We start from the raw sequence: 19882 nt of genomic DNA, 5'->3' as shown, positions 1-19882 counted from the left end.
GAATGGCAATCCCTAAATTACAGGCATATGCGCTGCCGGAAGCCAGCGATATCCCGGCGAACAAGGTCAACTGGGCCTTTGAGCCGTCGCGCGCCGCGCTGCTGATCCACGATATGCAGGAGTATTTCCTCAACTTCTGGGGCGAAAACAGCGCGATGATGGAGAAAGTGGTGGCTAATATCGCCGCCCTGCGCGACTTCTGCAAACAGAACGGCATTCCGGTGTACTACACCGCCCAGCCGAAAGAGCAGAGCGATGAAGACCGCGCCCTGCTGAATGATATGTGGGGGCCGGGTCTGACCCGCTCGCCGGAGCAGCAGCAGGTGATTGCCGCGCTGGCGCCGGATGAAGACGATACCGTGCTGGTGAAATGGCGCTACAGCGCGTTTCATCGCTCGCCGCTGGAGGAGATGCTGAAAGAGACCGGTCGCGACCAGCTGATCATCACCGGCGTTTACGCCCATATCGGCTGCATGACCACCGCCACCGATGCTTTCATGCGCGATATCAAACCGTTCTTTGTCGCCGACGCGCTGGCAGATTTCAGCCGTGAAGAGCACCTGATGGCGCTGAAATACGTTGCCGGCCGCTCCGGACGGGTGGTGATGACCGAAGAGCTGCTACCGCTCCCAGCCTCCAAAGCGGCGCTGCGCGCGCTGATCCTGCCGCTGCTCGACGAATCCGATGAACCGCTGGATGATGAAAACCTGATCGACTACGGTCTGGATTCGGTGCGGATGATGGCCCTGGCCGCCCGCTGGCGCAAAGTGCACGGTGATATCGACTTCGTGATGCTGGCGAAAAACCCGACCATCGACGCCTGGTGGGCGCTGCTCTCCCGCGAGGTGCACTAATGGCGGCGCTGGATTTTCGCGGTCAGACCGTGTGGGTGACCGGCGCAGGTAAAGGGATTGGCTATGCCACCGCGCTGGCTTTCGTCGAGGCCGGGGCTAACGTCACCGGGTTCGACCTCGCCTTTGACGGCGAAAGCTACCCGTTTGCCACCGAAACGCTGGACGTCGCCGATGCCGACCAGGTACGCGACCTGTGCGCGCGGCTGCTCAACAACATCGAACGACTGGACGTGCTGGTGAACGCCGCCGGGATCCTGCGCATGGGCGCTACCGACCAGCTGAGCGCGGAAGACTGGCAGCAGACCTTCGCGGTCAACGTCGGCGGGGCGTTCAACCTGTTTCAGCAGACGATGGCCCAGTTCCGTCGCCAGCGGGGCGGGGCGATCGTCACCGTCGCCTCCGATGCTGCGCACACGCCGCGCATCGGCATGAGCGCCTATGGAGCCTCGAAGGCGGCGCTGAAAAGCCTGGCGCTGACCGTCGGGCTTGAGCTGGCGGGCTGCGGGGTGCGCTGTAATCTGGTGTCGCCGGGCTCCACCGATACCGATATGCAGCGCACCCTGTGGGTCAGCGACGATGCAGAGCAGCAGCGGATCCGCGGCTTCGGCGAGCAGTTTAAGCTCGGCATCCCGCTGGGTAAAATCGCCCGCCCGCAGGAGATCGCCAATACCATTCTGTTCCTCGCCTCTTCTCACGCCAGCCATATCACCCTGCAGGATATCGTGGTTGATGGCGGCTCGACGCTGGGGGCGTAAATGGCCTGGAAGCGAGAGCTTACGCTGGCGGCGCTGAACGCCAGCAGCGAAAATACCATGGTGGCGCATCTTGGCATCATCTACACCCGACTGGAAGAGGGGCTGCTGGAGGCGGAGATGCCGGTGGATGCGCGCACGCATCAGCCGTTTGGCCTGCTGCACGGCGGCGCTTCCGCGGCGCTGGCGGAGACGCTGGGCTCGATGGCCGGTTGGCTGATGACCGAAGAAGGGCAGTGCGTCGTCGGGACTGAGCTTAACGCCAGCCATCACCGGGCCGTCTCCAGCGGGAAAGTGCGCGGCGAGTGCCGTCCGCTGCATCTTGGCCGCCAGAGCCAGAGCTGGGAGATTGTGGTGTATGACGAGAAGGGGCGGCGCTGTTGCACCTGTCGTCTGGGCACCGCGGTGCTGGGCTAAGAAGCCGCTGTTTCCCCGGCTTGCGCTACGCTTAGCCGGGCTACGTATCGGCGCAATGGGGTAGCCCGGATAAGGCGCAGCGCGCCGCCATCCGGGAGTTTCCCTGCTCGCATTGCGCTTAGCAGGACTACGGATCTGTAGGTCGGGTAAGGCGTTAGCCGCCACCCGACAAAAAAAACGGCACCGTTCACGGTAACCCTTTCATTCATTTTCCTGCCTTAAGTGATCTCGCTAGCAATGTGAGACAAATCTCTGTGGGTGTACGGCATCTGCGATGTTTCGGTGTTGTTAAATTCTGCGTTGTGATCTAGAAACAAAATGTAACATCCTGATTACCCTACCGGTGGACCACAACAATGAATAATTCAGGGAAATACCTTATCTGGGCGCTGCTCTCCGTCATCGGAGCCTTCGCCCTCGGCTATATCGCTTTAAACCGGGGTGAGCAGATAAACGCGCTGTGGATTGTCGTCGCCGCGGTCTGCGTTTATTTGATCGCGTATCGTTTCTACGGCCTGTATATCGCTAAAACCGTGCTTGGCGTTGACCCGACGCGGATGACGCCCGCGGTGCGGCATAACGATGGCCTCGACTACGTTCCAACCGACAAAAAAGTGCTGTTCGGTCACCATTTTGCCGCCATTGCCGGCGCGGGGCCGCTGGTGGGCCCGGTGCTCGCCGCGCAGATGGGCTACCTGCCGGGGATGATCTGGATCCTCGCCGGCGTGGTGCTGGCTGGGGCGGTACAGGACTTTATGGTGCTGTTTGTTTCGACCCGCCGCGATGGCCGTTCGCTTGGCGAACTGGTTAAAGAGGAGATGGGACCGACCGCTGGCGTCCTGGCGCTGGTGGCCTGCTTTATGATCATGGTGATCATCCTCGCGGTCCTGGCGATGATTGTGGTGAAAGCGCTGACCCACAGTCCGTGGGGGACATACACCGTCGCCTTTACCATTCCGCTGGCGATCTTTATGGGCATCTACATCCGCTATCTGCGTCCGGGACGCATCGGCGAGGTGTCGGTGATAGGCCTGGTGATGCTGGTGTTCGCCATCATCTCCGGCGGCTGGGTGGCGGAAAGCCCGACCTGGGCGCCGTGGTTTGATTACACCGGCGTACAGCTGACCTGGATCCTGGTGGGCTACGGATTTGTGGCTGCGGTACTGCCGGTCTGGCTGCTGCTGGCTCCGCGCGATTATCTCTCCACCTTCCTGAAAATCGGCACCATCGTGGGGCTGGCGATTGGCATCCTGATTATGCGCCCGACCCTGACGATGCCGGCGCTGACCAAGTTCGTCGATGGTACCGGCCCGGTATGGACCGGCAACCTGTTCCCGTTCCTGTTTATCACCATCGCCTGCGGCGCGGTCTCCGGCTTCCATGCGCTGATCTCCTCCGGCACCACGCCGAAAATGTTGGCCAACGAAAGCCAGGCCTGCTTTATCGGCTACGGCGGCATGTTGATGGAATCCTTCGTCGCTATTATGGCGCTGGTGGCGGCCTGTATTATCGATCCGGGCGTCTACTTCGCGATGAACAGCCCGATGGCGGTGCTGGCGCCGGCGGGTACCACCGATGTGGTCGCCTCGGCAGCGCAGGTGGTGAGCGGCTGGGGCTTTAGCATTACGCCTGATACGCTGCATCAAATCGCCAGCGAGGTCGGCGAACAGTCGATTATCTCCCGCGCCGGCGGCGCGCCAACGCTGGCGGTGGGGATGGCCTACATCCTGCACGGCTCGCTGGGCGGACTGATGGATGTCTCGTTCTGGTACCACTTCGCCATTCTGTTTGAGGCGCTGTTTATCCTGACGGCGGTTGACGCCGGCACCCGCGCGGCGCGCTTTATGCTGCAGGATCTGCTGGGCGTGATTAGCCCGGGGCTGAAAAAAACCAGCTCGCTACCGGCCAACCTGCTGGCGACAGCGCTGTGCGTGCTGGCTTGGGGCTACTTCCTGCATCAGGGGGTGGTCGATCCGCTGGGCGGGATTAACACCCTATGGCCGCTGTTCGGTATTGCCAACCAGATGCTGGCGGGGATGGCGCTGATGCTCTGCGCGGTGGTCCTGTTCAAGATGAAACGCCAGCGCTATGCGTGGGTGGCGCTGCTGCCGACCAGCTGGCTGCTGATCTGTACGTTGACCGCCGGCTGGCAGAAGTCGTTTAGCCCGGACACCAAAGTCGGTTTCCTGGCCATCGCCAATAAATTCCAGGCGATGATCGACAGCGGCAACATTCCGCCGCAATATACCGAATCACAGCTGGCGCAGCTGGTGTTTAACAACCGTCTCGATGCCGGGCTGACCATCTTCTTTATGATTGTGGTGGTGGTGCTGGCGCTGTTCTCGATTAAAACCGCGCTGGCGGCGCTGAAAGAGGATAAACCGACGGCGAAAGAGACGCCGTATGAGCCAATGCCTGAAAACCTGGACGCGATTGAGACCCAGGCGAAAGGGGCGCATTAACCGGTGTGCCGGGTGGCGGCTTCGCCTTACCCGGCCTACATTTCCGATCCTCCCTCTCCCTTTGGGAGAGGCTCGGGGTGAGGGATACAAAAGAGAAATGACTTATGTTTGACACCCTTTCCAAAGCAGGTAAGTACCTGGGCCAGGCGGCGAAGATGATGATCGGCGTGCCGGATTACGATAACTACGTCGAGCACATGCGAATAACCCACCCGGATCAGACGCCGATGACTTATGAAGAGTTCTTTCGCGAACGCCAGGACGCGCGCTACGGCGGCAAGGGCGGGGCGAAGTGCTGTTAACCCTCTTTCGGCAGATAGAGGCTGATCTGCTCCTGAGTACAGCCGTAAATCGCCGCCAGCTTCTCGCGGGTGCGCTTTTGCGGACGGGAGTCCAGCGCTTCCAGCTGTGACACCGCGGACTGGCTGATGCCAAGCTTTTCGGCTACCTCCTGCTGGGACATCCCGCGCAGGATGCGCCACGCGGCCTGCAGGCTGACGTTTTCTTTATGCATCACGTCGCATACTTCGCCCGGCAGCATGACGTCATCATAGATATCTGATTCATAAGGAATATCTTCCCAGTCGCTTTCATCCTCGTCGTCGTACTCCAGCAGAGCCAGGCGCATACGAAAGTAATCGCTGTAAGGAATGACGACATACTGGTCTTTTCCTTCTTCATCCTTGATGTACTGAATAGTCATATTCGGTATGTTCCTCATGAAGGTAGGTGGTGGTGGTTCGGCGTTTAACCGCCACGACGTAGCAGGTATCGCCCGGCGGATCCCCAAAGGTGTAGATGACTCTGTAATCACCTAATCGCAGCCGGTAGTGGTTTTCGGGAGAGGACAATTTTTTGATATCCGAGATAGGTGAAGCTTTATCATCCATCTTCTCCAGCCTGGATTTAATGCGGCTCTTATACCGAGTATCGATTTTAGAAAATTGCTTATCTGCCGTTTTTGACCAGACAATTTTCATCCGTACCTCCACTGTACGCCCACACAAAATATAAGGAAATAATAAGACTATTAGATAAATTCCGAATTTCTTATGGGGTACTGTAGAGCGGAGAAAAAACGCAGGTAAGAGGCAAAACGCAACCCGTCGAGGCGGCGCGGAAAGGCCTCTGCCGGGCGACAGAGGCTTGCAGAAAATGTGCGATCAGGCGTTCAATCCGCCATCCACGTCCAGCCCCGTACCGGAGATCTGCCCGGCGGCCGGGCTGGCGAGGAAGGTGACCGCCGCGGCGATGTCTTCCGGCTGGCCGTAGTGGCCGACCGCAATCATCTGGCGCTGGGCTTCCGCCTGTTCTCCGTCTTCCGGGTTCATATCGCTGTTGGTCGGCCCTGGATGGACAAGGTTAACGGTGATCCCGCGAGGGCCTAAATCACGCGCCAGGCCACGGGTCAGGGCGTTGAGGGCGGACTTGGTCATGGCGTAAACCGAGATGCCCGGCATGGCCACGCGGTTAGCCAGACAGCTGCCGATATTGATGATCCGTCCGCCATCGGCCATATGCACCAGCGCTTCCTGGGTGGCGATGACCACTCCACGGATATTGACGTTGATAAGCGCGTCAATGTCCGCCAGCGTCATGGATTCCAGTGGACCGCCGCGGGCTATTCCGGCGTTGTTGACCAGAATGTCCAGCCCGCCGAGGGACCGGGCCGCATGGGTTACCGCCTCCTGAATCGCCTGCGCGCTGGCGCTGTCGGCCTGTACCGCTTCGCCGTACCGACCCAGCGCCTTTATTTCATCGGCGACCGCCTGGGCTTTATCGGCCGATTTTTCATACGTAATAACCACATCGGCGCCGGCGCGCGCCAGCGACAGCGCGATGGCGCGACCCAACCCACGGCTGGCGCCGGTAACCAGCGCCTTCTTACCTGTTAAATCGATCTGCATGATGACCTCGTTGCGAGAGTGGTGAGCATCATCATTAGGTATAGACGGTCGGGGTGATTAACGGCTGAAGTATTCCACCTTCTCAAACGCCGCGCGCAGAACCTCAGGGGTTAACGTCACCGGTAAATAGTGAATCGACTCGCCCGGGCGCAGGGTATGGGCAATGACCCGGTCCAGCTCTGCGCGGTTATTGATATCGACTTCCAGCGCCGCCAGGGTGGTCGGCAGGTTAAAGTGCTGATACGCCTGCACTAACTGCGCCAGCACATCGTCCTGACCAAGCAGGGCGCTCTGTACCAGAATGCCGTAGGCCACTTTGGTACCGTGGAGGAATTTATCCGTCTGCGGCAGCACCGTCAGTCCGTTGTGCACCGCATGGGCGGCGGCGACCCGGGTGTAACGTTCCCCCAGCCCGCCAACCATCCCGCCGCCGGCGATAATCGCCTCCACCACATCGCGAAACGCCTGGGTCAGATCGCCGCGGCGCTGGTCCGCCAGCGCCGTTTCGCTGCTGGCCAGCAGCACATCGCGGATCGCCTGCGCGCCGTTAATCCCCAGCCGCACGGTGAGCGGCAGCGCCTCCGGCTGCGGCGCCAGCACCACGGCCTCATACCATTTGGCTAAGGTGTCGCCAATGCCCGCCAGCAGGTACTCCGCCGGGGCGTTGAGAATGATGCGCGGTTCGACCAGCACCAGGAAGTTGGCGTCATCGAAGATCTCAAAATTCAGGGCCTGTCCGGCGTCGCTATACCACACCGACAGCGGCGTCCACGCCGCGCAGGTGGCGGCGATAGTCGGGATGGCCACCAGCGGTACCCCCAGGCGGCGGGCCAGCACTTTCGCGCTGTCGAGCAGCGTGCCGCCGCCGACGCCAATCACTACCGCCCGATCGTCACCGGAGGCCTGCACCAGCCCCGCCACGTCGCGTTCGCTGCAGTGGCCGGTAAAGCGGATCTTTTTCGCCTCCGGCAGGTGGAAGGCCGCCGGCAGAAAAGGTTCGGCGCCGGCCAGAGCGCGCTCGCCATAGACCCACACCGCTCGCGAGAGCTGGTCGGCGTTAAAAAAATCGCTCAGCCGCTCAAGGCTGCCAGGATGGGAGAAATAGTTGGCCGGGCCGGGCACGACGCGGATATCGCTGTTGCTCATGGAAGCTGTCCTTATGGGTGTTGGGCTAACCTGATGTTATGTCTGGACATCCAGATGGCTAATATTATTTCGTTGTATCTTATGCTTTTTACGCAGTTGTCAGCCAGCGGCGGCTATGAAAAATTCGTTAAATCAGAAGATTAATTGCCGCACGGGAGCAGTGATGAGCGCGAATCGCCTTGAGATGCATAACATTAGCCTGGCCTTCTCCGGCTTTCAGGCGCTGAACAAGGTGGACTTTACCCTCCATGGCGGGTCGGTGCATGCCCTGACCGGGGCCAACGGCGCGGGTAAGTCGACGCTGATGGCCGTGCTGTGCGGCACCCACGCCCACTATGAGGGCGAAGTGACGATCAACAACCTGCCGGTCACCATTCGTTCGCCGCGGGATGCTAAACAGCTGGGGATCCACCTGGTGCAGCAGGAGGTGGACGTGGCGCTGGTGCCGGGCCTGAGCATTGCCGAAAACATTATGCTGGACAGGCTGGCGGAGCCGGGCATGACCTTCCGCTGGTCGCGGGTTCGGCAGCTGGCGCGCGAGGCGCTGGCGCAGCTGGATGTGGCGCTGGACGTCCGGCGCTCCATTGACAGCTGCACGCTCGCCGAAAAACAGCAAATCCTGTTGGCCCGCGCCCTGTCGCACCATTGCCGCTTTTTGATCCTCGATGAACCCACCGCGCCGTTGGATCAGCATGAAAGTGAGCGTCTGTTTGCGGTAGTACGCCGTCTGCAGCATCAGGGGATCGGGATGGTGTTTATTTCGCATCGTATCCATGAGCTGAAGGCGATCTGCGACACCCTGACGGTGCTGCGCGACGGGCGGCTGATTGAGAGCGGCCCGATGGCGCCGCTGAGCGGCGAACAGATCGTCGAAAAGATGCTGGGCCACGAGCTGAGCGATATCTTCCCGCCGCCGCGCCCGCCGCACGGCGAAGAGGTGCTGTTGCAGGTTGACGGTCTGCATGATGAGGCGTTGCTGCAGGATATTTCGCTGCGCCTGCGGAAGGGGGAAATTCTTGGTATCGCCGGGCTGGCCGGCGCGGGCAAAACCGAGCTGTGCAAAGCGCTGTTCGGCGCCAGCAAAAGCCGGGTGCAGCGGGGCGAGCTGAACGGCCAGCCGTGGCGGCCGCGCGATCCGGCCGACTCGGTGGGGCGCGGCCTGGCGCTGGTCCCGGAGGAGCGACGCAAAGAGGGCATTTTCATTGAAGAGCCGATCGCGATGAACCTGGCGGTCAGCGCCGATAACAGCTTTTCGCGCTGGAGCCTGTTTGGCCATCGGCAGGCCTGGCGCTGGGCGGAGGAGGTGATTGCCCGCCTCGGCGTGCGCGCTACCGGTCCCGGTCAGACGCTGCGCCGTCTTTCTGGCGGCAACCAGCAGAAGGTGGCCATTGGCAAATGGCTGCGCGGTGATGCCAACGTTTTGATTTTTGACGAACCGACCAAAGGGGTCGATGTGAAAGCGAAAACCGATCTGTTCATGCTGATCGATGGTCTGGCGCGGGAAGGCAAAGGGGTGATTTATGCCTCGGGTGAATTCGCCGAGCTGGTCGGTTTATGCGACCGCATCTGCGTACTGTGGGACGGACGGATCGTAGCGGAGATCCCCGGCGCGGAAGCCCGGGAAGAGACACTGCTTTATTATTCAACCGGAGGAGCGGCAGCGTGAGCAAGGCCCTGGCAGTGAACGCGACGGTATCGGGCCGTCAGCGATTTTTTGATTTTCTCTATAAGTGGGGCATGTTGCTGACCGTGGTGCTGCTGGTGGCGGTCTTTGGCCTCGCCTCGGACAACTTCCTTGACCCGTTCAACATCATCAACATTCTGCGCTCGATCGCCATCGTGACGGTGATTGCCATCGGGGTGTCGATTTCTCTCACCATCGGCGGCTTCGATCTGTCCGTCGGATCGACGGCATCGCTGGCTAACGCGCTGGTGATTTCCCTGTTTGTCTGGCATGGCCTGGGGACCACCGAAGCGATTCTGATAACCCTCGCGCTCTGCACCCTGGTGGGGCTGTTTAACGCCTTTCTGATCGTGGTGCTGCGCATTCCTGACATGCTCGCCACCCTGGCCAGCCTGTTTGTGATTCAGGGCGTGGCAATGACATACAGCTACGGTGGGTCGATTACCGAAAACATGGTGCTGCCGAGCGGCGAGATGGCGGAGGGTACTATCCCGGCGGCCTTTGGCGCGCTGGGGCAGGTGCCGACCATCGTCATTATCATGCTGGTGGTGACGCTGGTCGCCCAGCTGGCGCTGTCGTTCACCACCCACGGACGGCGGATGTACGCCATCGGCGGCAACCCGGAGGCGGCGCGGCTCTCCGGCCTGCGGATCACGCGTTACAAAGTCGCAGCATACGTGATTGCCTCGCTGCTGGCCGGGCTCGGCGGCATTCTGCTGGCCTCGCGCATCGGCTCTTCGCAGGTCAACGCCGGCGGCGGCTATCTGATGGACGCGGTGGCCGCGGCCTGGATCGGCTTTTCGCTGGCGGGCTCCGGCAAACCAAACGCCCTGGGAACGCTGGTGGGGGCGGTGATCCTCGGCGTGCTCTCCAACGGGCTGGTGATGCTCTCGGTGCCGTATTACGCGATGGACATTATTAAAGGGTTGGTGCTGGCTGGCGCGCTGGCACTGACCTATTTTCAGCGCCGTACTTAACATTTTACAGGGTAAACCGCATGAAAAAGATCGCACTCTCTCTGATGACGCTGGGTCTGCTGCAGTCGACGGCGGCGCTGGCCACCGCCCCGACGCCGGTGCCGGCGGCGATTGCCGAACACAACGGCCCGATCCGCATTGCCGTGATCCGCAACCTCGGGTCTGACGATAACACCACCCAGTTTGTCGCCGGGGCGCTGCAGGAAGGCAAAAAGCTCGGTTTCAAAATCAGCACCTTCCTGAGCAACGGCGATGACGCCAAATTCCAGGACTTCGTCAACCAGGCCATCAGCCAGAAATACGATGGCATTATTCTCTCTCAGGGGCGTGACCCGTATTCCACCGCCCTGGTGAAGAAGGCGGTGGACGCCGGGATCAAAGTGGCGGTGTTCGATACCGCGGTAAGCGGTGAGATCCCCGGGGTGACGGTCAGCCAGCAGGATGATGCCTCACTGACCGAGCTCTCTTTTGGCCAGCTGGTGAAAGATTTCAACGGCAAGGCCAACATCGTCAAGCTGTGGGTGGCGGGCTTCCCGCCGATGGAGCGCCGTCAGGCGGCTTACCAGACGCTGCTGAAGCAAAATCCGGGGATTAAAGAGCTGGAGTCGATCGGCGCCGTGTCATCCGATGTGCAGGGCGACACTGCCAACAAGGTGGGGGCGATCCTCGCCAAGTATCCGAAAGGGAAAATTGACGCGATCTGGGGCACCTGGGATGCCTTTAGCCAGGGAGCCTATAAAGCGCTGAAAGAGAACGGCCGCACCGAGATCAAACTCTACAGCATTGATATTTCCAACCAGGATTTGCAGCTGATGCGCGAAGCCGGCAGCCCGTGGAAGGTGAGCGTGGCGGTGGATCCGAAGCTTATCGGCGCGACCAACGTGCGGCTGATCGCCAACAAGATCGCCGGCGAGCCGACGCCAGCCACCTACGACTTCAAGGCGGCAGCGATTCCCCAGGCGCTGCTGGCGGCCCAGCCGGGAGCGGTAAACGTGGCGTCGCTGGGGAAAATTATCCCTGGCTGGGGCCAGACCGAAGACTTTATCGCGCCGTGGTTCGCGACGCTGGAAGCGAAGAACAAATAAAATCAAGCCGGGTGGCGGTGGGTGGCGGCCTGGTGCCCTCACCCCGGCCCTCTCCGCAGGGAGAGGGGGAAAACCATGCCACCTGGCGAGAGGGATCCCCTATGTCAGCATTACCTTCCCCCGAATACAGCCGCAATATGCGGCTGATTGGCCATAGCGATCAGGGCGGTCGTCCGGACGGCGTGCAGCTGATGGTGCACCGCGGATTCGCCTATATCGGCCATATGGTGTCGCAGGGTTTTTCCGTGGTCGATGTTCGCGATCCGACCCGGCCCACCACCGTCAACTATATTGCCGCGCCGCCGGGCACCTGGAACGTGCATCTCCAGGCGCATGACGATCTGCTGCTGGTGATCAACGCCCGGGATCTGTTTGCTGACGCCCGTTTTGCTGATGAGAAGGTGTACTACACCCGCTCGGTGGGTGACACGGTCAGCGATGTTCAGGACAAGGGATGGAGCGCCGGGCTGCGCATCTTTGATATTTCCACTCCCGCGCAGCCGCGGGAAATCAGTTTCCTGTCGCTTAACGGCATCGGTATTCACCGCATCTGGTACGTCGGCGGGCGCTGGGCGTATGTGTCTGCGCTGATCGACGGTTTTACCGACTACATCTTCCTGACCATCGATCTGGCCGATCCGCGTAAGCCCAAAGTGGCCGGGCGCTGGTGGCTGCCGGGGATGCACCAGGCGGGCGGTGAAACACCGGACTGGCCGCAGGGCAAACGCTATGCGCTGCATCACGCCATTATTGCCGGGGATACCGCCTACGGCAGCTGGCGCGACGGCGGCCTGACGCTGCTGGATGTCAAAGACCGTACCCAGCCGAGGCTGATTAGTCATCGCAACTGGAGCCCGCCGTTCGGCGGCGGAACGCATACCGCGCTGCCGCTGCCGGATCGTGACCTGCTGGTGGTGCTGGATGAAGCGGTGCTCGACAACCAGGAGGACGGCGAGAAGCTGATCTGGCTGTTTGATATCCGCGAGCCAACCAACCCGGTGAGCATCGCCACCTTCCCGCCGCCGGATGAAGCGGATTACGTGGCGAAAGGGGCGCATTTCGGTCCGCACAACCTGCATGAGAACCGGCCGGGGAGCTTTGTCAGCTCAACGCTGATTTTTGCCACGTATCAGAATGCCGGCGTGCGGGCTTACGATATTTCCAACCCGTATCGCCCGCTGGAGACCGGGGCGCTGGTGCCGGCTGCGCCTGAGAGAATGATGGATACCCGTCCCGGCCGCCCGCGGGTGATCCAGTCCTGTGACGTGTTTGTCGATGCGCAAGGCATTATCTACAGCACCGATTACAACGGCGGGCTATCGGTGATTGAGTATCTGGGGTGAGGGTAAGGTAAACGCAAAATTGTACTCGCATGTCTGCCGGGTGGCGGCTTTCGCCTTACCCGGCCTACGAAAGACTGCAAGATCAAACCGTTATGCGGCTATTTGTAGGCCCGGCAAGCGCAGCGCCGCCGGGCAATCCCCGAAAATAGCACTTTTTTAGGGGGTGCTCCCTCTCCCTGTGGGAGAGGGTTGGGGTGAGGGAAACAGGCGCACTCAGCTGTACTGGCGTACCCGCGCCAGCAGCTCGTCGACGCTGTCGATACGCTCGGCCAGCACGATCAGCGCTCTGCCCAGGGTAATGGCGTGGCGCAGGCACTCATGACGCATGGCGTCGTCCTGGATAGTGTCGATATCCGCGACGTGCGACAGTCCGACGCTGCGGCGGATCAGTTCGCTGCCGCAGAAGCCGACCGCGTCCGCCCACACCTTTTTCAGAAAGGCGGAGGCGTAGCCGGGGTAAGCCAGCGCCGCGTCGCGGGTTTTCTCCGCCGCCAGCGCCTGGAAGCGCTCGGCAAAGGTGGTCCACAGCTGGTGGATGTCGTTCAGCCTCTGCTCGCGCGCGGCGGCGGCATCGCGAATGCCGAGCTGGCCCGGCAGGCCGCAGTAGTTAAGCAGCAGGTTGCCGATGGCGGTGCCGATATCGAAGCCGATGGGGCCGAAGTAGCCGAACTCGGCGTCGATGGCCTTCAGGCTACCTTCGGCAACGAAGATCGACCCGCTGTGGATATCGCCGTGCAGCAGCGCTTCCGCATGGGCAAAGAAACGGTGCTTCAGCGCCGCCACCGCCAGCTTAAGCTGGGCGTCGTCACGCAGGGCGGCGACATCGGCCTCCAGCTCCGCCGGGTAGTTATTGCGCTCGTGGATCTGATACGGGTCGTTAAAGAACAGATCCTCGGTGATCTCGCACATCGCCGGGTTAATAAACTGCGCCACCTGCGCCTTTTTCTCGTGGGGATGGAGGTAGAAATCGCTGGTGTGAAACAGCACCTGCGCCAGATAGTCGCCAAGCTGGCGGGCCGCCTGGGGATAGTAGACGTTAGCGATAAGCTCTCCGCGCCAGATGCGGTGGTCGGAAAGATCTTCCATCACCATCACCGCCAGCTCGGGATCAAAGTGATGGATTTTTACCGTGTGCTGCGGGCTGTGCTGATAGTGGGCGACCAGGGTCTGCGCTTCGAGACGGGCGCGGTCGAGGGTCAGCGGCCAGGATTCGCCGACGCAGCGCACGTAGGGCAGGGCCTGTTTGACGATCGCCCGGCTGACGCCCTGACGATCGAACACTTTAAACACCAGATTGAGGTTGCCATCGCCCACTTCCTGCGCGCTGACCAGCTCAGATGGGTTGTCGATGCCGGCGAACTGTTGCGCGTAAGCCACGGCATCGTGGGCGGTGAAGGTATGGTATTGCGACATTGCCTCGATCCTCGAATTCTGATTAAGCCGTTCAGACGTCTATACTTCTGGATTCCATCCTGACACAATGTGATACAACAACGCAACAGGGATTTAACGACATGCAGACATTACAGACCACCAGCCTGCGGGTGAGTGAAAATCAGCTTTTTATTCTCGACCAGCAGGCCTTGCCGCAGGAAAAACGCTGGCTGGCGGCGGATAACGTTGCGCTGCTGGTGGACCATATTCATACCCTGCGGGTGCGCGGCGCGCCGCTGATTGGCCTGTCCGCCAGCCTGCTGCTGGCTCTGCTGGCCCAGCGCGGCCTGAACCGGGATGCACTCCAGCAGGCGCTGGAGACGCTGCGCGCGGCGCGGCCGACGGCGGTCAACCTGATGAATAATCTGGATCGCATGAAGCAGGCGCTGGCCCGGGAGGATTACCCGCAGGCGCTGGAAGCGGAAGCCTTGCGTCTGGTCGAAGAAGATAAACAGCTGTGCGACCGCATCGCTGAGGCGGGCAGTGCGCTGGTGAAGCCCGGCAGTCGACTGCTGACCCACTGCAACACCGGTGGCCTGGCGACCGCCGGGGTAGGGACCGCCCTGGGCGTTATCGCGCTGGCGCACCGGCAGGGAAAAGTGACCAACGTATGGGTTGATGAAACCCGGCCGCTGCTGCAGGGCGGTCGTTTAACCGCCTGGGAGCTGGGCGAGCTGGGCGTGCCCTATCAGCTGATCGCCGATTCAATGGCCGCCAGCCTGATGGCGCAGGGGCAGGTGGATGCGGTGTGGGTCGGCGCCGACCGTATCGCCGCCAACGGCGATGTGGCGAATAAAATCGGCACCTATTCTCTGGCGGTTTTGGCCCATTATCACCAGATCCCGTTTTACGTCGCTGCCCCGCAGACCACCCTCGACCGCCATTGCCCGAACGGGGCGGCGATCCCCATTGAGCAGCGCGCGGCGGCGGAAGTGACCGGAGTGGCGGGCAGCTTCGGCGCGGTACAGTGGGCGCCGACGGGGGCCGCCGTTTACAATCCGGCGTTCGACGTCACGCCTGCTGGGCTGATAAGCGGCTGGGCGCTGGACAGCGGGGTGGTCACCCCGGCGCAGGTCGCCGCCGGGGCGTTTGCGCCGGACAACGGATAACGGACGTCGTGCCGGGCCTGGAAAAAAAGGTTTTCCCGGGCCCGGACAAACACCGCGCCGCTACGGCAGGACCATGGCTACCGCCGGGGCGGATGATCGGTCGATACGCTGACCGAGGGCGGTAATAGCCGCCTGGAAGGGACACAGCGTACCGACGTCGGTCTGACGGCAGCCCGGCTGATGCCACTCCTGACGCAGCATCGGGTGCTGCGCGTCCGGCGTCTGCAGACGACGCAGGTCGTCGAGGCCTTGCGCCTGGAAATAGACCCGCAGATAGCGTTCTCCGCTCTTCGCGTTGCGCCAGCGCTCCAGCACCAGGCTGCTGCCCGGCGGGATATTTCCCCGGCTGTAGCCCGGCAGCTGCCAGCTAAAGTTCATCAGCGTGCGTACCATGGCGATGTTGGTGTCATGGGCCACCAGCAGCAGCCAGCGTACGTTCGGATTCGCCTCCGGTTTGACGCCATCGAGCATAGCGTTGAGCAGCACCGACCCGCGTTTTTGCGCGGTATACAACACATCGTTACTCAGATCGTAGTTTTCCGTTAACAGCGGCAGCAGGGCGGTGATCTGCCTGGCCTGGGTGATCTTGCCCCACGCCAGCTGGCTGAGAGGCAGGTTTTCACTCCAGCCGAGACGCAGCGTCTCCACCATATTGGCCATCACGCTCAGTCCGCTAATGGTGGTCTTCCCACTTTTGCTCTGCTCGACCTGCCACGGGGTATCGAAGATCGGGCAGGGCTTATCGGCCTGACAAACCGCCTGTTTCAATAGCTGGATGGTCGGCGCCAGCGCCTGCCGACGCTGCGCCAGATCCCCGGCCTTCTCTTTCACCGCCGCCAGCTGGCGGGCGGGGTCGGTTTGCGTGGCGGCGAACTTGTCGGTCTGAAACAGGGGATCGGCATCCCCGCTGACATAATGGATAGCGACGCCGCAGCCGGGGAAGGCGCCATCCACCAGCGCCTGGGCGGTCGCTCGCGTCCGCTGCAGCGGGCTGGCGCGCACGTATATCGACTCCGCCGTCGGGCATCCGGCCTGCAGCAGGCCGAGCTGGCGGTAATGCTGGCCTTCCGCACGCCCTTTGTTGACCACGGCGGCATAGCCATGGCCGGTGAGCTCCCCGTCATGGGTGGTCCACTCGGTCCACGGTCGGCCGGTGGCGGCCTCGATGGCTTCCCGGTTGCCGGCCGTCGGCGGACGAATACCGTGGCGGCTGAGCTCGACCACTTTCTCCAGCTGCCAGTCCGCGGCGGCGGCAGATTGCAGCGCCAGCAGCGGCAGCGCGCAGGCGATAAACAGGCGTAACAGTCCCTGATGTCTTGCAGGCATCATATCTTCTTCCTTATTCGTTAATCGGTTATGAGGAGAACGAGGTCTGCCGTTCGACGGCATGGCGCCGGGCGACGATGGCGGCAGTGGTAAAACAGAGTAGCGCGGAACCCAGACCGGTACCCACCCAGAACAGCGCCAACGTGCTGAAATCATACAGCGTTTTGCCGTTTTCAAGGATAGCCGTTTTATCAATAATGATCCCGGTGAGAAACTCGCCCAGGCCGGCGCCGGCGTAGCTGGCGATGCCGATGGTGCCGAGCGCGGCCCCGGCGGCCTTGCGCGAAGAGATATCGACGGCGATCAGCCCGCCAAGGAAGCAGGTCAGAGCGCCAATGGTGGCCCCGAAGATAATCATCGCCAGAATATCAGTGTAGTAATTGTGCGGCGACCAGAGCATCAGGGCGAAGCCGGCGGTGTTCAGCAGGCTGATGAATCCGGCCATCACGCTGCGGTTGCGCGGGAAAAAGCGGTCGGAGAGCATGCCGGCGATGATGGTCCCGGCGATGCCGGCGATAGCGTTGACGCCGATAATCCCGGACGCCTCCAGCGTGGAATAAGCTTTATCCTGCTCGAGAAAGAAGATCCCCCATGAGTTGACGGCGTAGCGGTCGATGTACATAAAGGCGGAGGCGAGGGCGAGGGTCCACAGCGCCGGGTTGCGCAGCGCCAGCAGCTGGTTTTTAAACACCGAGCCGCGGGCTTCGACCTCCTCCTGCGGTTCATCGCGGATGACGTTGATGGACGGGAAGCCGCTGCTCTGCGGCGAATCGTGCATGAACAGCACCAGCAGCACCACGCCGGCGGCGCCGAGCGCGGCGGTGGACAGGTAGCCCATCTGCAAGCCAAACCCGGCGATCACCGCGGCGATCACCATATAGGTCACCGCCTCGCCGATATTATGCGCCGTCGACCAGATGCCATAGAAGGTGCCGCGCTCCTTAACGCCGTACCAGCGCGCCAGCGAGACCGCACAGGGGCCGACGCCCATCGACTGCGCCCAGCCGTTGATCCCCCAGAAGATGGCCAGCAGCAGGGCGTTGGTGGTCATCCCCATCATCAGGTTCATCCCGGCGCTGAGCAATAAACCGAGGCTCATATAGCGCACCACGTTGGCGTGATCGGCGATAAAACCATTGACCAGTTTGCCGATGGCGTAGCTGAAGAACAGGGTAGAGCCGATCATGCCGAGCTCCGTCGGGGTGATCCCCAGCTCCACCAGCGCGCTTTTGGCGACGGTGAAGGATAACCGGCAGACGTAAAAGGTGACGTAGGCCAGGGTCATGGCGATAAAGGTTTGCCAGCGCACCCGGCGAAAACGGTGTTCATCAAACGCGGCGCCCGCTTTCGGCGGCGACGCCCGGAAAAAAGCGATAATTCCAGACATAGGTGGTTCTCCGCAGGTCGGAGGCCTGACTGATTGATGTGGTTCGTCCGTGAATGAAGTTATCGTTACTGTGTAGAGTACATAATCAGAAATAGCCTGACCCGTAAGGGTTAATGTAATGGTTGTGGGATCATCTTTTTCAGCTGCGGGTAGAGCGTCTGGCTGGCCAGCAGCAGCGGATTGCCGCGCTGGATCCCCTCCTGCGCCAGAAAATCGTTGCTGGCGCCGCCCGCTTCGCGCATCAGCACCAGCCCCGGCAGGGCGTCCCACGGGTTCATGTGCGGCTCGTAGTAGCCAATCAACCGGCCCGCCGCCGCCCAGGCGCTCATCAACGCCCCGGAGCCGTTGCGGATAAACATGCCGCCGTCGCTGAGCAGCGCCTGCAGAAACGGCAGAAAGTCCGCCGGGGTGACGCGATGCGAGGTGCCGACGCCCATCACGCCCTCTTTGACCATCGTCGCGGGGTGCGGACGGATCGGAGCGTCGTTGAGCCAGGCGCCATGGCCCCGCAGGGCGTGAAACAGCTCGCGATGGTTGGGGTCGTAGACCACGCCGATGACCGGTTCGCCGTCGGCGACGATCGCCAGCGACAGACACCAGGTGTGCAGGCCGTTGAGGAAACAGCTGGTGCCATCGATGGGGTCGACCACCCACAGCACTCGCGCGTCGGGCAGGCGGGCGCCGCTCTCTTCGCCGAGAAAACCATCCTCCGGAAACGCGCTCTGAATGCGCTGTTTGACAAAGGTCTCCACCCGCTTATCGGCCACGCTGACCACATCCTGCAGGTCGTCGCCCTTATGGTCGACGGTCAGCGCCTCGCGCTGTTGATAGTATTCAAACGCCAGCTCAGCCCCCGCTTTCGCCAGCTCGCAGGCCAGACGGTAGCGGGCCTGTAGCGCTTCTGATTCCTGAGATTGCATAGTGACTCCCTATTTTGCACACGTGTGCATTTTGCGTGAAAAAAACAGCCCCGAAGGGCCGAATGAGTGTGGCCGGGTTTCGCAGAAGATTCTGTGATCGCTCCAGCATAAAATGATTTTTTCATTTCGCACTATGACGAATAATTAGTTTCACCGGCACTTCGCGATGGCGCGAGGGCAGGCTGAAGCGGGCGATCCGCGTCATTAACAAATCCACCGCGTGGTGGGCCAGCAGGGCGGTATTCTGCTGAACGGTGGTGAGCTGATAGGGCTGCCAGTCCGCCTGCGGGATATCGTCAAAGCCGACGATGGCCGGCAGCGGGGCGGCGGCGTCCCGCAGGCCGTCCTGGGCGCCCAGCGCCAGCATATCGGTGGCGCAAAACAGCGCCTGCATCCCGGGGTTTTCAGCAACCAATTCTCTGGCAGCCTGGTAGCCAGCCTGATAGCCGCCGCCGTCGCAGAAGCGGCTGCTCACCGCCATATCCGACGTCCGGGCGATAAAAGCCTCATAGCGCTGGCGGGTGCTGAAGTTCTCGCGATTTTCGCCAATAAAGCCAACCTGCCGCCAGCCTCGGCGACTGAACAGATCCGCCACCAGCTTCGCTCCCTGGGCGTTATCGCTGCACACCCGGTCGCAGCCGGCGAGGTCCGCATGGCGGTTGATCAGGGTGACGGGGATCTTGCGCGCCAGATACTCCTCCGCCAGCGACAGCGGCGGCGCGCCGGAGGTGATGATCACCCCGGCGACGTGATAGCTCAGCAGTTGTTTAAGCGAGGGGGCGAGCTGCTGCGGATCGTCAGCGTTCATCAGCAGCGGCATAAAGCCGTTGAGCGCCAGCTGATGGACCAGCGGCGCCAGCAGTTTGCTGCGAAACGGGTTGTCGAAACCGGCGGTAACGATGCCGATAAAATTACTGCTGCCGGTGATCATCGTCCGGGCGATGATATTCACCTGATAGCCCAGGGCTTCCGCGGCGCTCAGCACCTTCTGCCGGGTCTTCTCCGACACCGAGGCGCCGGGGGTGAAGGTGCGGGAGACCGCCGAGCGCGAGACGCCGGCCAGTCTGGCCACGTCCTCG

19 protein-coding genes are annotated in these 19882 nt (G+C 61.7%); 10 read left to right on the top strand and 9 right to left on the bottom strand.

Going from position 1 to position 19882, the window contains the following annotated elements; all coding sequences use genetic code 11:
• The first annotated feature begins 2 nt into the window (after nt 1-2).
• The 5 genes from entB to OHJ17_RS18335 all read left to right on the top strand — a co-directional run bounded on the left by entB (nt 3) and on the right by OHJ17_RS18335 (nt 4787).
• Complete coding sequence (entB, locus tag OHJ17_RS18355; protein WP_021313366.1) at nt 3-854, top strand: enterobactin biosynthesis bifunctional isochorismatase/aryl carrier protein EntB; 852 nt, start codon at nt 3-5, stop codon at nt 852-854.
• The gene (gene entA / locus OHJ17_RS18350; RefSeq protein ID WP_032432770.1) at nt 854-1609 is read left to right on the top strand and encodes a 2,3-dihydro-2,3-dihydroxybenzoate dehydrogenase EntA; all 756 of its coding nucleotides are present in this window, start codon (nt 854-856) and stop codon (nt 1607-1609) included. Before entB ends, entA begins: the two co-directional genes overlap by 1 nt.
• Nucleotides 1610-2023 carry a proofreading thioesterase EntH gene (gene entH / locus OHJ17_RS18345; protein WP_002893892.1) on the top strand — a complete coding sequence of 138 codons (414 nt, stop codon included), beginning with the start codon at nt 1610-1612 and terminating at the stop codon, nt 2021-2023.
• Between the two features lie 356 nt (nt 2024-2379).
• Nucleotides 2380-4485 carry a pyruvate/proton symporter CstA gene (gene cstA, locus OHJ17_RS18340; protein ID WP_002893896.1) on the top strand — a complete coding sequence of 702 codons (2106 nt, stop codon included), beginning with the start codon at nt 2380-2382 and terminating at the stop codon, nt 4483-4485.
• Between the two features lie 104 nt (nt 4486-4589).
• Nucleotides 4590-4787 (top strand): YbdD/YjiX family protein, encoded by a 198-nt coding sequence (locus OHJ17_RS18335; RefSeq protein WP_002893903.1) that lies wholly within the window; start codon nt 4590-4592, stop codon nt 4785-4787.
• On the opposite strand, the gene OHJ17_RS18330 is transcribed toward OHJ17_RS18335, so the two are convergent.
• The 4 genes from OHJ17_RS18330 to OHJ17_RS18315 all read right to left on the bottom strand — a co-directional run bounded on the left by OHJ17_RS18330 (nt 4784) and on the right by OHJ17_RS18315 (nt 7538).
• Nucleotides 4784-5188 (bottom strand): helix-turn-helix domain-containing protein, encoded by a 405-nt coding sequence (locus OHJ17_RS18330; RefSeq protein WP_004176911.1) that lies wholly within the window; start codon nt 5186-5188, stop codon nt 4784-4786. The two genes, OHJ17_RS18335 and OHJ17_RS18330, sit on opposite strands and share 4 nt — an antisense overlap.
• Nucleotides 5163-5465 (bottom strand): type II toxin-antitoxin system RelE family toxin, encoded by a 303-nt coding sequence (locus OHJ17_RS18325; protein ID WP_004147534.1) that lies wholly within the window; start codon nt 5463-5465, stop codon nt 5163-5165. The genes OHJ17_RS18330 and OHJ17_RS18325 overlap by 26 nt, the downstream gene beginning before the upstream one ends.
• A gap of 183 nt (nt 5466-5648) precedes the next feature.
• Entirely contained in the window at nt 5649-6392 is a 744-nt protein-coding gene (locus OHJ17_RS18320) for an SDR family NAD(P)-dependent oxidoreductase (RefSeq protein ID WP_004183359.1), read from the bottom strand.
• Between the two features lie 57 nt (nt 6393-6449).
• On the bottom strand, nt 6450-7538 hold the full coding sequence (locus OHJ17_RS18315) for an oxidoreductase (RefSeq protein ID WP_004176908.1): 1089 nt from the start codon (nt 7536-7538) through the stop codon (nt 6450-6452).
• Nucleotides 7539-7701: 163 nt separating this feature from the next.
• Here OHJ17_RS18315 and OHJ17_RS18310 point away from each other — a divergent pair, with 163 nt between their 5' ends.
• The 4 genes from OHJ17_RS18310 to OHJ17_RS18295 all read left to right on the top strand — a co-directional run bounded on the left by OHJ17_RS18310 (nt 7702) and on the right by OHJ17_RS18295 (nt 12627).
• Nucleotides 7702-9204, top strand: a complete 1503-nt coding sequence (locus OHJ17_RS18310; protein ID WP_004176907.1) for a sugar ABC transporter ATP-binding protein — start codon at nt 7702-7704, stop codon at nt 9202-9204.
• Nucleotides 9201-10199, top strand: a complete 999-nt coding sequence (locus OHJ17_RS18305) for an ABC transporter permease (RefSeq protein ID WP_002894035.1) — start codon at nt 9201-9203, stop codon at nt 10197-10199. The genes OHJ17_RS18310 and OHJ17_RS18305 overlap by 4 nt, the downstream gene beginning before the upstream one ends.
• A 20-nt stretch (nt 10200-10219) precedes the next feature.
• Nucleotides 10220-11284 (top strand): sugar ABC transporter substrate-binding protein, encoded by a 1065-nt coding sequence (locus OHJ17_RS18300; RefSeq protein ID WP_002894036.1) that lies wholly within the window; start codon nt 10220-10222, stop codon nt 11282-11284.
• A gap of 101 nt (nt 11285-11385) precedes the next feature.
• The gene (locus OHJ17_RS18295) at nt 11386-12627 is read left to right on the top strand and encodes an LVIVD repeat-containing protein (protein WP_020801569.1); all 1242 of its coding nucleotides are present in this window, start codon (nt 11386-11388) and stop codon (nt 12625-12627) included.
• A 213-nt stretch (nt 12628-12840) separates the two neighbouring features.
• Here OHJ17_RS18295 and mtnK read toward each other — a convergent pair whose 3' ends face one another.
• The gene (mtnK, locus tag OHJ17_RS18290) at nt 12841-14040 is read right to left on the bottom strand and encodes an S-methyl-5-thioribose kinase (RefSeq protein ID WP_004151657.1); all 1200 of its coding nucleotides are present in this window, start codon (nt 14038-14040) and stop codon (nt 12841-12843) included.
• A 101-nt stretch (nt 14041-14141) separates the two neighbouring features.
• Between mtnK and mtnA the strand changes: the two genes are divergently transcribed.
• Complete coding sequence (gene mtnA, locus OHJ17_RS18285; RefSeq protein ID WP_032432779.1) at nt 14142-15170, top strand: S-methyl-5-thioribose-1-phosphate isomerase; 1029 nt, start codon at nt 14142-14144, stop codon at nt 15168-15170.
• A 60-nt stretch (nt 15171-15230) separates the two neighbouring features.
• On the opposite strand, the gene OHJ17_RS18280 is transcribed toward mtnA, so the two are convergent.
• The 4 genes from OHJ17_RS18280 to OHJ17_RS18265 form a co-directional block, all read right to left on the bottom strand.
• Nucleotides 15231-16499 (bottom strand): histidine phosphatase family protein, encoded by a 1269-nt coding sequence (locus OHJ17_RS18280; RefSeq protein ID WP_004178993.1) that lies wholly within the window; start codon nt 16497-16499, stop codon nt 15231-15233.
• Between the two features lie 25 nt (nt 16500-16524).
• Nucleotides 16525-17883 (bottom strand): MFS transporter, encoded by a 1359-nt coding sequence (locus OHJ17_RS18275; RefSeq protein WP_267302492.1) that lies wholly within the window; start codon nt 17881-17883, stop codon nt 16525-16527.
• A 110-nt stretch (nt 17884-17993) separates the two neighbouring features.
• On the bottom strand, nt 17994-18803 hold the full coding sequence (locus tag OHJ17_RS18270) for an inositol monophosphatase family protein (protein ID WP_021464366.1): 810 nt from the start codon (nt 18801-18803) through the stop codon (nt 17994-17996).
• A gap of 121 nt (nt 18804-18924) precedes the next feature.
• Nucleotides 18925-19875: a LacI family DNA-binding transcriptional regulator gene (locus OHJ17_RS18265; RefSeq protein ID WP_072157843.1), complete on the bottom strand. Its 951-nt coding sequence runs from the start codon at nt 19873-19875 to the stop codon at nt 18925-18927.
• Nucleotides 19876-19882: the final 7 nt, after the last annotated feature.

Source organism: Klebsiella sp. KP20-425-1 (assembly GCF_025813515.1).
Taxonomy (GTDB): domain Bacteria; phylum Pseudomonadota; class Gammaproteobacteria; order Enterobacterales; family Enterobacteriaceae; genus Klebsiella; species Klebsiella pneumoniae.
Note: the sequence above shows the minus strand (reverse complement) of the source record. Positions and strands in the feature narration are given on the sequence as shown.

Bases quoted from the DNA above. Each gene is read 5' to 3' on its own strand.
- entB (WP_021313366.1), top strand. From the start codon at position 3: ATGGCAATCCCTAAATTACAGGCATATGCGCTGCCGGAAGCCAGCGAT.
- entA (WP_032432770.1), top strand. From the start codon at position 854: ATGGCGGCGCTGGATTTTCGCGGTCAGACCGTGTGGGTGACCGGCGCA.
- entH (WP_002893892.1), top strand. From the start codon at position 1,610: ATGGCCTGGAAGCGAGAGCTTACGCTGGCGGCGCTGAACGCCAGCAGC.
- cstA (WP_002893896.1), top strand. From the start codon at position 2,380: ATGAATAATTCAGGGAAATACCTTATCTGGGCGCTGCTCTCCGTCATC.
- OHJ17_RS18335 (WP_002893903.1), top strand. From the start codon at position 4,590: ATGTTTGACACCCTTTCCAAAGCAGGTAAGTACCTGGGCCAGGCGGCG.
- OHJ17_RS18330 (WP_004176911.1), bottom strand. From the start codon at position 5,188: ATGACTATTCAGTACATCAAGGATGAAGAAGGAAAAGACCAGTATGTC.
- OHJ17_RS18325 (WP_004147534.1), bottom strand. From the start codon at position 5,465: ATGAAAATTGTCTGGTCAAAAACGGCAGATAAGCAATTTTCTAAAATC.
- OHJ17_RS18320 (WP_004183359.1), bottom strand. From the start codon at position 6,392: ATGCAGATCGATTTAACAGGTAAGAAGGCGCTGGTTACCGGCGCCAGC.
- OHJ17_RS18315 (WP_004176908.1), bottom strand. From the start codon at position 7,538: ATGAGCAACAGCGATATCCGCGTCGTGCCCGGCCCGGCCAACTATTTC.
- OHJ17_RS18310 (WP_004176907.1), top strand. From the start codon at position 7,702: ATGAGCGCGAATCGCCTTGAGATGCATAACATTAGCCTGGCCTTCTCC.
- OHJ17_RS18300 (WP_002894036.1), top strand. From the start codon at position 10,220: ATGAAAAAGATCGCACTCTCTCTGATGACGCTGGGTCTGCTGCAGTCG.
- OHJ17_RS18295 (WP_020801569.1), top strand. From the start codon at position 11,386: ATGTCAGCATTACCTTCCCCCGAATACAGCCGCAATATGCGGCTGATT.
- mtnK (WP_004151657.1), bottom strand. From the start codon at position 14,040: ATGTCGCAATACCATACCTTCACCGCCCACGATGCCGTGGCTTACGCG.
- mtnA (WP_032432779.1), top strand. From the start codon at position 14,142: ATGCAGACATTACAGACCACCAGCCTGCGGGTGAGTGAAAATCAGCTT.
- OHJ17_RS18280 (WP_004178993.1), bottom strand. From the start codon at position 16,499: ATGATGCCTGCAAGACATCAGGGACTGTTACGCCTGTTTATCGCCTGC.
- OHJ17_RS18275 (WP_267302492.1), bottom strand. From the start codon at position 17,883: ATGTCTGGAATTATCGCTTTTTTCCGGGCGTCGCCGCCGAAAGCGGGC.
- OHJ17_RS18270 (WP_021464366.1), bottom strand. From the start codon at position 18,803: ATGCAATCTCAGGAATCAGAAGCGCTACAGGCCCGCTACCGTCTGGCC.